This is a genomic window from Streptomyces sp. ALB3, from assembly GCF_044385685.1.
In the GTDB taxonomy this organism is placed as follows: Bacteria; Actinomycetota; Actinomycetes; order Streptomycetales; family Streptomycetaceae; genus Streptomyces.
This window is the reverse complement of record NZ_JBISCE010000046.1, coordinates 432,387-445,103: the sequence shown is the minus strand read 5'-3', so window position 1 is coordinate 445,103 and position 12,717 is coordinate 432,387. Positions and strand designations below refer to the sequence as shown.

At 67.6% G+C, this 12,717-nt stretch carries 12 protein-coding genes; 5 read left to right on the top strand and 7 right to left on the bottom strand.

The annotated features are described in order from the left end of the window. Positions 1-33 precede the first annotated feature (33 nt). The gene (locus ACHFIV_RS32005; RefSeq protein ID WP_398976213.1) at positions 34-1,197 is read left to right on the top strand and encodes a winged helix DNA-binding domain-containing protein; all 1,164 of its coding nucleotides are present in this window, start codon (positions 34-36) and stop codon (positions 1,195-1,197) included. 119 nt (positions 1,198-1,316) lie between these two features. On the opposite strand, the gene ACHFIV_RS32000 is transcribed toward ACHFIV_RS32005, so the two are convergent. Beyond that, positions 1,317-2,696, bottom strand: coding sequence for a serine hydrolase domain-containing protein (locus tag ACHFIV_RS32000; protein WP_398976211.1), 1,380 nt, complete (start codon positions 2,694-2,696; stop codon positions 1,317-1,319). 264 nt (positions 2,697-2,960) lie between these two features. Continuing rightward, the gene (gene dnaB / locus ACHFIV_RS31995) at positions 2,961-4,418 is read right to left on the bottom strand and encodes a replicative DNA helicase (RefSeq protein ID WP_398976608.1); all 1,458 of its coding nucleotides are present in this window, start codon (positions 4,416-4,418) and stop codon (positions 2,961-2,963) included. Between the two features lie 476 nt (positions 4,419-4,894). Between dnaB and ACHFIV_RS31990 the strand changes: the two genes are divergently transcribed. Beyond that, on the top strand, positions 4,895-6,232 hold the full coding sequence (locus ACHFIV_RS31990; RefSeq protein WP_398976209.1) for an MATE family efflux transporter: 1,338 nt from the start codon (positions 4,895-4,897) through the stop codon (positions 6,230-6,232). A 130-nt stretch (positions 6,233-6,362) separates the two neighbouring features. Here the strand turns inward: ACHFIV_RS31990 and rplI are convergent, their stop codons facing one another. The 4 genes from rplI to rpsF form a co-directional block, all read right to left on the bottom strand. Further along, positions 6,363-6,809 carry a 50S ribosomal protein L9 gene (rplI, locus tag ACHFIV_RS31985; protein WP_014155197.1) on the bottom strand — a complete coding sequence of 149 codons (447 nt, stop codon included), beginning with the start codon at positions 6,807-6,809 and terminating at the stop codon, positions 6,363-6,365. Positions 6,810-6,827: 18 nt separating this feature from the next. After that, positions 6,828-7,064, bottom strand: a complete 237-nt coding sequence (rpsR, locus tag ACHFIV_RS31980) for a 30S ribosomal protein S18 (RefSeq protein WP_003967857.1) — start codon at positions 7,062-7,064, stop codon at positions 6,828-6,830. Between the two features lie 42 nt (positions 7,065-7,106). Continuing rightward, entirely contained in the window at positions 7,107-7,721 is a 615-nt protein-coding gene (locus ACHFIV_RS31975) for a single-stranded DNA-binding protein (RefSeq protein WP_398976207.1), read from the bottom strand. 71 nt (positions 7,722-7,792) lie between these two features. Continuing rightward, positions 7,793-8,083, bottom strand: a complete 291-nt coding sequence (rpsF, locus tag ACHFIV_RS31970) for a 30S ribosomal protein S6 (protein WP_031090355.1) — start codon at positions 8,081-8,083, stop codon at positions 7,793-7,795. A gap of 285 nt (positions 8,084-8,368) precedes the next feature. Here rpsF and ACHFIV_RS31965 point away from each other — a divergent pair, with 285 nt between their 5' ends. The 3 genes from ACHFIV_RS31965 (at position 8,369) to ACHFIV_RS31955 (ending at position 11,136) form a co-directional block, all read left to right on the top strand. Then, the gene (locus tag ACHFIV_RS31965; protein ID WP_398976205.1) at positions 8,369-8,725 is read left to right on the top strand and encodes a hypothetical protein; all 357 of its coding nucleotides are present in this window, start codon (positions 8,369-8,371) and stop codon (positions 8,723-8,725) included. Positions 8,726-8,908: 183 nt separating this feature from the next. Next, the gene (locus tag ACHFIV_RS31960) at positions 8,909-10,027 is read left to right on the top strand and encodes a lipid II:glycine glycyltransferase FemX (protein WP_033296787.1); all 1,119 of its coding nucleotides are present in this window, start codon (positions 8,909-8,911) and stop codon (positions 10,025-10,027) included. Positions 10,028-10,104: 77 nt separating this feature from the next. Beyond that, entirely contained in the window at positions 10,105-11,136 is a 1,032-nt protein-coding gene (locus ACHFIV_RS31955) for an alanine racemase (protein WP_329230784.1), read from the top strand. Positions 11,137-11,148: 12 nt separating this feature from the next. On the opposite strand, the gene ACHFIV_RS31950 is transcribed toward ACHFIV_RS31955, so the two are convergent. After that, complete coding sequence (locus tag ACHFIV_RS31950; protein WP_398976202.1) at positions 11,149-12,654, bottom strand: glycosyltransferase family 87 protein; 1,506 nt, start codon at positions 12,652-12,654, stop codon at positions 11,149-11,151. Between the last annotated feature and the right edge of the window lie 63 nt (positions 12,655-12,717).

The following is a 12,717-nucleotide window of genomic DNA, read 5'->3' as shown; positions in this document are numbered from 1 at the left end:
CGGCAGGTTCCCCTCCACACCGGGAGGCATCACATGCACCGCTTCGACGACGAGCAGCGCCGGGTCAGGCTCGGCCGCCGGCATCTGCTGGCCCCGTCCGCGCGGGTCACCTCCGTCGTCGCAGCGGCCGACGCCGTGGTCGCGCTGCACGCGACCGATGCCGCGACGGTCTACCTCTCCGTCTGTGCGCGACTGGCCGACCCAGGGGTCGGAGCGGTTGAGCGGGCGCTCTACGAGGAGGTGTCCCTGGTACGGCTGCTCTCCATGCGGAACACGCTGTTCGCCATGTCCAGGGACGTCGCGCCTGCTGTCGACGCGTCGAACGCACGGTCCGTGGCCTCCAGGGAACGACTGAAACTTTTGAAGCACTTGCAGGAGGACGGCAAGGGACTCGACGACCGGTGGCTCGCCGAGACCGAGGAACAGACATGTGCCGCGCTGACCGCTCTCGGCCATGCAACCGGGAGCGAACTCTCGGCCGTCGTGCCAGCCCTGCGTACGAAGATCACCGTGTTTCCCGGAACGAAGCAGGAGACGGTGCAGGGAGTCGCCTCCCGGGTGATCCGTGTCCTGGCGGCGGATGGGCGCATACGGCGCGGTCGGCCACGGGGTTCTTGGACGTCGAGCCAGTTCCGCTGGACGACTGCCGAGCCCTGGCCGCCGGTAGATCCCTCCGCAGCCCGGAACGAGGTGACCAAACGCTGGCTCCTCTCCTACGGACCGGGGACCGAAGGCGATCTGAAGTGGTGGACCGGCTGGAGCGTCCGTGAGACGCGTGCGGCCCTGGCTGCGGTGGGAGCCGAGGAGGTCCTGCTCGACAGTGGGGCCATCGGCCGGGTCGCTCCGGGAGACACCACCGACGAAGCCCTTACGGAGCCCTGGGCAGCCCTGCTGCCAGGCCTCGATCCGAGCGCCATGGGCTGGGCCGACCGTGGCTTCCAGTTGCCTGCCGGTCATCGTGCCGCCCTTTTCGACCGCGCCGGCAACATCGGACCCACCGTCTGGTGGAACGGCGGAATAGTAGGTGGCTGGGCCCAGCGCGCAGACGGCGAGCTGGTGTGGCGTCTGCTGTCCGAAGTGGGTGGCGACGCCGCCCAGCTCATCGAGGCGGAGGCGGCCCGGCTGTCGGCATGGGTGGGTGACAGCCGGATCACCCCGCGCTTCCGCACTCCCCTGGAACGCGAACTGACGGCTTGACTCCTCCCGCACGGAGGAAGCGGCCAGCTCCAGGGATGGGCGCTCAGAGTTGGTTGGACATCCTTCCGCGTTTCACGTGAAACGCGGAAGGTGGGACACAGGAAGCAGACCCGCTTTCGTCAGGTAGCGAGCCCTCGCCAGCCACCTTCGTCCACGCCACCGGGGATGTCCGCGCTTCGGTCGTACGGCTCACGGGTGAAGACGAACGACCCCAGGTCGAGATGGTCCACCGTGCCGTCATCGGCGCGCACGACGCGGAGCGTCTCCCCCGCGTAGTAGCCGTTGAGGCCCGTCCAGGTCCCGTCAGGGCGTGCCCGGAACCGCGCCGCGCGACCGGCGCCCCGCAGCGGCTGGAACTCGAGCCCTCCGTCGGCGAGCAGTCTCAGGCCGTGGACCTGCGTGCCCCAGTACCAGAGGCCTGTCAGCGCCAGCAGGTCTTGGTCCACCTCGCGAAGCGGGCGCCATGGTTGCGGGATCTTCGGCTCCGCGTCGGCGACGATCTGAAGGAGGTCAGCGGCGACCGTCCCGGTCAGTGGGCCGGAGGTGGCGTTCGAGAGCACCACCGCAGCCACATCGTCCTCGACGCTGAAGAGCAGCGTCGCCAGGAAGCCGGGCAATGACCCGGAATGGCCGAGGAGAGTGCGATCGCCCCGCCGGACGGCCTGGAGGCCCAGACCGTAGGTGCCGGCCCAGTCCCCCGCCTCGGGCGGAGCAGCGGGACTCCGCATCTCAGCGACAGTGGACGCCCGCAAGACGCGTTCATCGCCGTGCGCCAGGAAGGCCGCGAAGCGGAGCAGATCGGTGGTGGTGGACCATAGTTGACCCGCCGCTGCCATCAGGCCGAGGTCCTCAGCCGGCTCGGGGAGCATGACATCGGCCCACGGGTGGACGGCCCAACCGCCTGCATGCGGGGCGTGTGCCTGCGGAGTCGTGCGGTTCATCCCCAAGGGCTCCAGGAGCTCGCGCCGCAGCACCTCGGCCCAGGAGTCACCCCGCAGCCTCTCCACGAGCGAGCCGAGCAGCGTGTATCCGGGGTTCGAGTAGTGGTGCCCATGGCCGGAAGGGTGAAGCAGCGGACTCTTGCCGAGCACGTCCGCCAGCTCCGGCCGCGAGGAACCCGGCGTCCTCTCCCACCAAGGGGCAGGTGTTTCGGCCCCCAGACCTCCGCTGTGACCGAGCAGTTGGAACACAGTCACCTGCCCGACGTCCGTGCCCGGCAGGTGCTTCTCCAGGGGGTCATCCAGATCCAGCAACCCCTCGTCACGCAGGCGCATCACCAGTACGGCAGTGAACGTCTTGGTGATGGAGCCGATCCTGAACTGCGTATCGCCGTCGGGCTCATGGCCTTCCACACAGCTGCGCGCACCACTCCATGCGATCTGTCCCTCCCGCTGCACCGCGGCGACGAGAGAGGGAGCCCTGCCCTCGGACTGGGCGAGCGCGACACGGTGCAGCAGGGCGCGCCGGGTGCTGGGGAGCAACACTTCGGAAGAGGTCATGCCCAAGGATGACCTGCGTGTTGTCTGCCTGACGAACCCATTTCGCAGTCACCGGCCGACGACCTGCGCGGCCTGCCCTGCCGGGCGGCCACCGCGGCGGTGCGGGCCTCCACCACCGGTCCGACCGACAGGCGCGCCCAGGTCAGGTCAGGTCAGGTCAGGTCAGTGCATGGTGTCCGCGCCCGAGTGTCTCGGCTCTCTCCACGTCCGACACCGGTCCGGGTGATTTCGGCACGGAGGACCGCGCCCCTGAGAACTAGCTGCTCAGGTCTGGGCCATGTCCACGAACCGGGAGTAGTGGCCCTGGAACGCGACTGTGATCGTCGCCGTCGGGCCGTTACGGTGCTTCGCCACGATCAGGTCCGCCTCGCCGGCGCGCGGCGACTCCTTCTCGTAGGCATCCTCGCGGTGCAGCAGGATCACCATGTCGGCGTCCTGCTCGATGGAGCCGGACTCGCGCAGGTCGGAGACCATGGGCTTCTTGTCCGTGCGCTGCTCAGGTCCACGGTTCAGCTGGGACAGGGCGATGACGGGAAGCTCCAGCTCCTTGGCGAGGAGCTTGAGGTTTCGGGACATGTCCGAGACCTCCTGCTGACGGCTCTCCGCCCTCTTGGCCCCGCCGGACTGCATCAGCTGCAGATAGTCGATGACCACGAGCTTGAGGTCGTTGCGCTGCTTGAGGCGACGGCACTTCGCCCGGATCTCCATCATCGACAGGTTGGGCGAATCGTCGATGTAGAGCGGAGCGGCTGAAACATCCGGCATCCGACGGGCGAGACGCGTCCAGTCCTCGTCCGTCATGGTGCCGGAACGCATGTGGTGGAGGGCCACTCTGGCCTCTGCGGACAGCAGACGCATGGCGATCTCGTTGCGTCCCATCTCCAGGGAGAAGATGACGCTGGGCAGATTGCTCTTGATCGAGCAGGCACGGGCGAAGTCCAGGGCGAGCGTGGACTTACCCATCGCGGGACGGGCCGCGATGACGATCATCTGCCCCGGGTGCAACCCGTTGGTCAGGGCGTCGAGGTCCGTGAACCCGGTCGGTACACCGGTCATCTCTCCGCTGCGGGAACCGATCGCCTCGATCTCGTCGAGAGCGCCCTCCATGATGTCGCCGAGCGGGAGATAGTCCTCGCTGGTGCGCTGTTCCGTGACGGCGTAGATCTCGGCCTGCGCCGAGTTGACGATCTCGTCGACATCGCCGTCCGCCGCGTATCCCATCTGCGTGATCTTGGTGCCGGCCTCGACGAGACGTCTGAGCACCGCCCGCTCATGGACGATCTCCGCGTAGTACGACGCGTTGGCTGCCGTGGGGACGGACTGGACCAGGGTGTGCAGATACGGAGCTCCACCGACCTTGGTGATCTCGCCGCGCTTGACCAGCTCGGCCGCCACCGTGATCGGGTCGGCCGGCTCTCCCTTGGCGTACAGGTCGAGAATCGCCGTGTAGACGGTCTCGTGCGCCGGACGGTAGAAGTCGTGACCCTTGATGATCTCCACGACGTCCGCGATGGCGTCCTTGGAGAGAAGCATGCCGCCGAGGACTGACTGCTCGGCGTCGAGGTCCTGCGGGGGTACCCGTTCGAAGCCGGACGACCCGCCCTCCCAGTTGCTCTCCCGGCCCCGCTCGTGCTGCTCCTCGCGCCCCTTGCCCTCTCCGCGGCGCTGACGGGAAACAGGCAGACGGTCACTCGGACCGACATCGGCCCAGGGATCGTCCAAAGGCTCGGGAATGCTCACCGGGCCACCTCCTCCCGTCCGCTTCGCGGACCTAGCCGTGCCACTCTTTCTTACGGCACGGCACCGACAAACAAGACGCCCGACTCCGGTTCCGGCGCGTCAAGTTCTGCGGGCTTCCAAGCCGGAACGGAGTGCGGGCGCCGCACCACGGTAGGCCGCTCTGCACCGTCAGCCAATCCGGTTATCCACAGGGCATGTGGACGACGGACCAGATGCTGTGGAGAACTCATCCGATCCTGTGCACGGACCGGGGGACAGCACTGTGGACAAACTCATAGACGGGCCACAAAGACGGCTCTGAACTGGGATTTCTCGATCCACCGGCTGTGGGAGAGAAAAACTTCTGCCCTGAGCCCAAGATCAGTGGAAACGACCTTCCATCCAACCTGGAATCGAGTGAAGCGTAAGGATCCCAAGCGCCTTGCATCACTTACCTGTGGAAGATTACATTGGCCACCATGACCCAGGTGCCCACGGCCCAGCCGCGTTCCCGCCGCCGGCACGATCGCGAGATCATCGCCCTCGCCGTCCCCGCGTTCGGCGCGCTCGTCGCCGAGCCTCTTTTCGTCATGGTCGACAGTGCCATCGTCGGGCACTTGGGCACTCCGCAGCTGGCCGGCCTCGCGGTGGCAGCAGCCTTGCTGACGACTGCGGTGAGCATCTTCGTCTTCCTCGCCTACGCCACCACGGCCGCTGTCGCCCGCCAGGTCGGCGCAGGAGATCTCGCGTCCGCCATCCGCCAAGGAATGGACGGCATCTGGCTCGCCCTGCTGATCGGTGCCGTTGTCGTCGCCGTCACCTTCCCCCTGGCTCCGCAACTGGTCCAGGTTTTTGGGACGTCTGACACGGCGAGTCCCTACGCAACCACCTATCTACGCATCTCCAGCCTCGGAATCCCCGCAATGCTTGTGGTGCTCGCGGCCACGGGAGTGCTGCGCGGACTGCAGGACACCCGTACACCGCTCTACGTCGCCATCGGCGGGTTCGCGGCCAATGGCGCCCTCAACGTCGGACTCGTCTACGGGGCGGGAATGGGGATCGCAGGATCCGCATGGGGCACCGTCATCGCCCAGGTGAGCATGGCGCTCGCCTACCTGATCGTCGTAGTGCGTGGGGCGCGTCGGCATAAGGCCTCGCTGCGTCCAGATGCCGCGGGCATCAGAGCCAGCGCTCGAGCGGGCGTCCCCCTCCTGGTCCGCACGCTCTCTCTGAGGGCAGTCCTGATGATCGCCACCGCTGTCGCCGCACGGCTCGGGGACACGGATATCGCCGCGCACCAGATCATCCTGTCGCTCTGGAGCCTCACATCGTTCGCGCTCGACGCCATCGCCATCGCGGGGCAAGCCATCATCGGTCGCTACCTGGGGGCGGACGACATCCGGGGCGCACGCGAGGCATGCCGCCGGATGGTGCAGTGGGGCATCGCGTCCGGGGTGGTTCTCGGGGTAGTGATCGTGCTTGCCAGACCGCTGTTCGTCCCGCTGTTCACGGGCGACGGGTCCGTGCAGGACACCTTGTTGCCGGCACTCCTGGTAGTAGCGCTTTCCCAGCCGGTCTGCGGTGTGGTCTTCGTCCTCGACGGAGTGCTCATGGGGGCAGGAGACGGCCGGTATCTGGCATGGGCCATGATCCTCACCCTTGCTGTCTTCGCCCCGGTCGCTGTTCTCGTCCCCAGCTTCGGAGGAGGCCTCACCGCCCTCTGGGCGGCGATGACCCTGATGATGACCGTTCGGCTCGCGACGCTGTGGATACGCATGCGGTCCGGCCGCTGGCTCGTGACCGGAGCCACGCGCTGAACCACGTCACGAACGGGGTACCGCCCGACTAACTGTTTCACGTGGTTTCACGCTGTTTCACGTGAAACCGAACGACGAAGGGCCGCACCCAGAGGTGCGGCCCTTCATCTAGCTCTTCTGAGCTGCGCCCTTAGGCAGCAACGACCTCGATACCGAGCTTCGCGGCAACCTCGGGGTGCAGACGGACGGACACCTGGTGTCCGCCGAGCGTCTTGATCGGCGAGCCGAGCTCGACGCGACGCTTGTCGACGTCCGGACCACCGGCAGACTTGATCGCCGAGGCGATGTCAGCCGGCGTGACGGAACCGAAGAGACGGCCGGCGTCGCCGGAGCGAACAGCCAGACGGACCTTCACGGCCTCGAGCTTGGCCTTGATCTCGTTGGCCTGCTCGATCGTCGCGATCTCGTGGATCTTGCGGGCGCGGCGGATCTGCGCCACGTCCTTCTCGCCACCCTTGGTCCAGCGAATGGCAAAGCCACGCGGAACCAGGTAGTTGCGGGCGTACCCGTCCTTGACGTCCACGACGTCGCCGGCGGCACCGAGGCCAGTGACCTCGTGGGTGAGGATGATCTTCATGATTCGGTCACCCTTCCCTTATCGCGCGGTGGACGTGTAGGGCAGCAGCGCCATCTCACGGCTGTTCTTGACTGCCGTGGCGACGTCACGCTGGTGCTGCGTGCAGTTGCCGGTGACGCGGCGGGCACGGATCTTGCCACGGTCGGAAATGAACTTCCGCAGCATGTTCGTGTCCTTGTAGTCCACGTACTGGGTCTTGTCCTTGCAGAAAGCGCAGACCTTCTTCTTAGGCTTGCGCACAGGCGGCTTCGCCATGGTGTTTCTCCTGTGTGATCAAGAAGTGGGGTACGAGCAGCCCTAGAAGGGAGGCTCGTCCGAGTAGCCGCCGCCGGAGCCGGTGGAGCCGCCGGAGCTTCCGCCCCAGCCACCTCCGCCGCCCTGCTGGCCCCCGCCCTGCTGGCCGCCGGCCGGTGCGTTGGTGGCCCACGGGTCGTCGGCGGGAGCACCGCCGCCGCCCTGCTGGCCACCGCCACCGGGACCGCCGCCCCAGTTGCCGCCGCCCTGCTGGCCGCCGCCGTATCCACCCTGGCCGCCCTGGCCCCCGCGACCTGTGGTCTTGGTGACCTTGGCCGTGGCGTTCTTCAGGCTGGGGCCGACTTCCTCGACGTCCAGCTCGTAGACCGTGCGCTTGACGCCCTCACGGTCCTCGTAGGACCGCTGCTTCAGCCGGCCCTGCACGACGACGCGCATGCCTCGCTGAAGCGACTCCGCGACGTTTTCCGCCGCCTGACGCCAGACCGAGCAGGTGAGGAACAGGCCTTCGCCGTCCTTCCACTCATTGGTCTGCCGGTCGAAGATGCGGGGAGTGGACGCGACACGGAACTTCGCGACCGCCGCACCGGACGGGGTGAAACGCAGCTCGGGGTCGTCGACGAGATTGCCGACGACCGTGATGACGGTCTCGCCTGCCATGGGTGAACCTCTCGGCGGGGATTGCTTCTGGCTGCTTGCTACTCGAACCCGATGACCGCTGAGCTAGATGCTCAGTGGATCTCGGGACGGAGGACCTTGGTCCGGAGGACCGACTCGTTCAGGTTCATCTGTCGGTCGAGCTCCTTGACGACCGCAGGCTCGGCCTGCAGGTCGATGACCGAGTAGATGCCCTCGGGCTTCTTCTTGATCTCGTAAGAGAGACGACGACGGCCCCAGGTGTCGACCTTCTCGACCTTTCCGTTGCCCTCACGGACGACGGAGAGGAAGTTCTCGATCAACGGGGAGACTGCTCGCTCCTCGAGATCGGGGTCGAGGATGACCATCACCTCGTAGTGACGCATGTGGAACCCACCTCCTTTGGACTCAGCGGCCACGGTCGTTCCGTGGCAGGAGGGTCGTGATGCGTAAGCAACAGTGTCTCCGAGTAAAACAGCCGCCACTGACAACGCCCGTCTTCGAAAGTCGAGGGGAGCTGCAGTGCTGGCTCAGGGCAGACACCGGTGCAGACCGTACAGACTACCCGCAGACCGGCTTCCGGTTGAAATCCGGTGTTCAGGGCGCACAATCGAGACAGACGCGGTGTGACAGGCGCTACAGTGCGCCGCCCTTCCCGCCAGGAGGTGCTCATGGCACAGACAGTCCGCTCCCCAGGCACCCGGCCCGCCCACCGCCGGACCACCGATGCCCGTCCGGCCACCGGTTCCCTGTTCGCGACGGACGGCAGGCCCCATCCGCGCCAGGACGCGCTGATGGTGGTCACCGGGGTGCTCGGCGTCCTCGCGTTCGTGACGGCGATGTTCCACAGCCTGCACCTGATCAGCTCGTGGGCCGGGCTGATCGGCATCCTGACCGGTGTCTACGGGCAGTACATCTCCAGGACCACCTGGGAGCGCTTCGGCCTGATCATGGGCATCGGCGCTTCCGGTGTCGGCTTCTACCTCGGCATGGCTCACGGCGGTCTCTTCGGCGGCGTCATCACCTGACCGGCACAGCCGTGGTCTGCGGGGCCGGACGCCCCGCACCGTGCACGGCCGGGCGATCTCAGGCGGGCAGCGCCCGGCCTGGTCCGGACGGGGCCAGGCCGGGCGCCCCTCGGTCACAGTAGGCTTCGCGCGAGAGCCGGAGCCCCTGACCGATGGGGACACACCTGCCGAGGAGCGCCCCGCATGAGCCTGACCCTGAGGACCATCAGCCGAGAGCAGCATCTGGCTTACATCCAGAGCCTGCCTTCGGCCAGTCACTGCCAGGTCCCGGCGTGGGCTGACGTCAAAACCGAATGGCGTTCGGAGAACCTGGGATGGTTCGACAAGAACGGTGAGATGGTCGGCGCGGGCCTCGTCCTGTACCGCCAGCTGCCCAAGATCAAGCGCTATCTCGCCTACCTGCCCGAGGGGCCGGTCATCAACTGGTACGCCCCGAACCTGGACGAGTGGCTCCAGCCGATGCTCGCCCACCTGAAGCAGCAGGGTGCCTTCTCGGTGAAGATGGGCCCCCCCGTCGTCATCCGTCGCTGGGACTCGGCCGCCATCAAGTCGGGCATCCAGGACCCCGACGTGAAGCGGCTGCGTGACGTCGAGGCCAGCCACATCGAGCCCCGCGCCTTCGAGGTCTCGGACCGCCTGCGGAAGATGGGCTGGCAGCAGGGCGAGGACGGCGGGGCCGGCTTCGGTGACGTGCAGCCCCGCTACGTCTTCCAGGTACCGCTGGCCAACCGCTCCCTCGAGGACGTGCTCAAGGGCTTCAACCAGCTCTGGCGCCGCAACATCAAGAAGGCCGACAAGGCCGGTGTCGAGGTGGTCCAGGGCGGTTACGAGGACCTGGCCGAATGGCAGCGTCTGTACGAGATCACCGCCGTGCGCGACCACTTCCGGCCGCGGCCGCTCTCGTACTTCCAGCGCATGTGGTCGGTGCTCAACTCCGAAGACCCCAACCGCATGCGGCTGTACTTCGCCCGGCACAACGGGGTGAACCTGTCGGCCGCCACGATGCTCGTCGTCGGCGGGCACGTCTGGTACTCCTACGGCGCCTCGGACAACATCGGACGCGAGGTCCGCCCCTCCAACGCCATGCAGTGGAGGATGCTCCGCGACTCGTATGCGATGGGCGCGACCGTCTACGACCTCCGTGGCATCAGCGACTCGCTCGACGAGACCGACCACCTCTTCGGCCTGATCCAGTTCAAGGTGGGCACCGGCGGCGAGGCCGTCGAATACGTCGGCGAATGGGACTTCCCCCTCAACAAGCTGCTGCACAAGGCACTCGATATGTACATGTCGCGCCGCTGACCGCCCGCGACCACCATCCATCAGCTCATCCCCTCTCCCCTTCACACCGCAGCCACCAGAAAGGTTCCGGGCCGGCCATGGCGCTCTCCCTCTACGTCGACACCGCGCGCTGGCGGGCGCACCAGAAGTCCGTCCTGGACCAGTTCCCCGGTCTCGTCCCCGTCTGCAAGGGCAACGGGTACGGCTTCGGGCACGAGCGACTGGCCGACGAGGCGATCCGCTTCGGGTCCGACACACTGGCCGTCGGGACCACGTACGAGGCAGCCCGCATCAAGGACTGGTTCAGCGGCGACCTCCTGGTGCTCACGCCCTTCCGCCGGGGGGAGGAGCCCGTGCCGCTGCCGGACCGCGTCATCCGCTCCGTCTCCTCCGTGGACGGTGTGCACGCCCTGGTGGGCGCACGCGTGGTCATCGAGTGCATGAGCTCGATGAAGCGCCACGGCGTGAAGGAGGAGGAGCTCGGCCAGCTGCACGCGGCCATCGAGGACGTACGCCTCGAGGGCTTCGCCCTGCACCTGCCGCTCGACCGCACGGACGGTTCGGACGCCGTCGAGGAAGTCATCTCCTGGATGGACCGGCTGCGCGCCGCCCGGTTGCCGCTGCACACGATGTTCGTCAGCCACCTCAGGGCCGAGGAGCTGGCGCGGCTGCGGCAGCAGTTCCCGCAGACCCGCTTCCGCGCGCGCATCGGGACGCGGCTCTGGCTGGGCGACCACGAAGCGACGGAGTACCGCGGCGCGGTGCTCGACGTCACGCGCGTCGTCAAGGGGGACCGATTCGGCTACCGCCAGCAGAAGGCCGCGTCCGACGGATGGCTGGTGGTCGTCGCCGGAGGGACGTCGCACGGTGTCGGCCTTGAGGCTCCCAAGGCGCTGCACGGGGTGATGCCGCGCGCCAAGGGCGTCGCACGCGCCGGACTGGCCACGGTCAACCGCAACCTCTCACCGTTCGTCTGGGCGGGCAAGCAGCGCTGGTTCGCGGAGCCGCCCCACATGCAGGTGTCGATCCTGTTCGTGCCCTCGGACGCCCAGGAACCCAAGGTGGGCGACGAACTGGTGGCCCATCTTCGGCACACCACCACCCAGTTCGACCGGCTCGTGGACCGGTAGGCCCGGCCTCCCTCAGCCGGAGGCCGCTCGGCCCGCCGTGCCCCACTCCACCCGCGGTCCCTGGACCGCGGGTGCCGTGTGCCGGGCCGGATGGGGGTGCACCTGCAGGAGTGCCACCCGGTCCGGTGCCGAGTCGAGCACCCCGCCCGAGGGGTCGTCGGCGCCGTCGCGCCGTACGGGATCCCCTTCCGGCCTCAGGATGTCCCTGACGATCAGTGCGCAGAGGTAGAGCGTCCCCAGCAGGTGCAGGGCGATCGCCACCTGATAGCCCTCCTGCGGCAGTCCCTGGTGTTTGTCGCCGCTCGTCGTGTACGCGAGGTAGAACCAGATTCCCAGGAAGTACATGACCTCGCAGGCCTGCCAGACGAGGAAGTCCCGCCAGCGCGGCCTGGCCAGTGCGGCCAGCGGGATGAGCCAGAGCACGTACTGCGGTGAGTAGACCTTGTTCGTCAGGATGAAGGCGGCCACCACGAGGAACGCCAGCTGCGCGAAGCGCGGCCGGTGACGGGCGGTCAGCGCCAGTCCGGCGATTCCCGCGCACAGCACGATCATCAGCAGGACCGATGCCGTGTTCACCGTGCTCACGTCGATGGGCCGGCCGGTGTGCTGGGTGATGAGCAGCCAGAACGATCCGTAGTCGATCTGCCGTTCCTGACTGAACGTGTAGAACTTCTTCCACCCCTCCGGGGCGTACAGCATCACCGGGAGGTTCACCGCCAGCCAGGCTGCCGCCGCGCCAAGGAGCGCCGACCCGTACTCCCGCCACTTCCCGGCCCTCCAGCACAGCACCAGCAGGGGGCCCAGGAGCAGCACGGGGTAGAGCTTCGCGGCGGTCGCCAGGCCGATGAGGATGCCGAAGGCCAGGTTTCTGCCGCGGGACCACATGAGCATCGCCGCAGCCGTCAGCGCGACTGCCAGCAGGTCCCAGTTGATCGTCGCGGTGAGCGCGAGCGCCGGGGCGAGCGCCACGAGAAGGCCGTCCCAGGGGCGGCGGCGATGCGTCCGGGCGACGCACACCGCGATGATCACGGCGCAGATCATCAGCATCCCCGCGTTGACCATCCAGTACATCTGCTCGCGCTGCTGCACGGGGTCCGAGGACGGTGTCAGCGTCAGCCAGGACGCGACCTGCATGAAGAGACCGGTCAGGACGGGGTACTCGAGGTACGCCATGTCGCCGCCGAGCCGGTCGAGGTACGGCACCAGGCCGTCGGCGAAGCCGCGTCCGACGTAGAGGTGCGGGATGTCCGAGTAGCACGCGTGGGTGTACTGCGAACTGGTGCCGCGGAACCACGCCCAGTTGTAGCAGGGGAGCTTCTGCACCATGCCGAGCGCGAACATCCCGATCGTCACGAGCGTGATGACCCGCACCGGTGTGAGCGGGCCCGTTCCGAACCGCGCCCAGCGGCCCGCGGGACCACCGATCAGCTCGCTGCCCGCCGCGGCGATCTCGTCCTGTCGTGTGGGCGGTACGACGGACGGCTCCTGGTGCACGCTCGTGTCTTCTGCGCTTGGCATGCCGCACATCCTGCCGTACCGCACTGTGTGCGGGCGTGTCCCGCGTCCGGGACGCACGAAAGG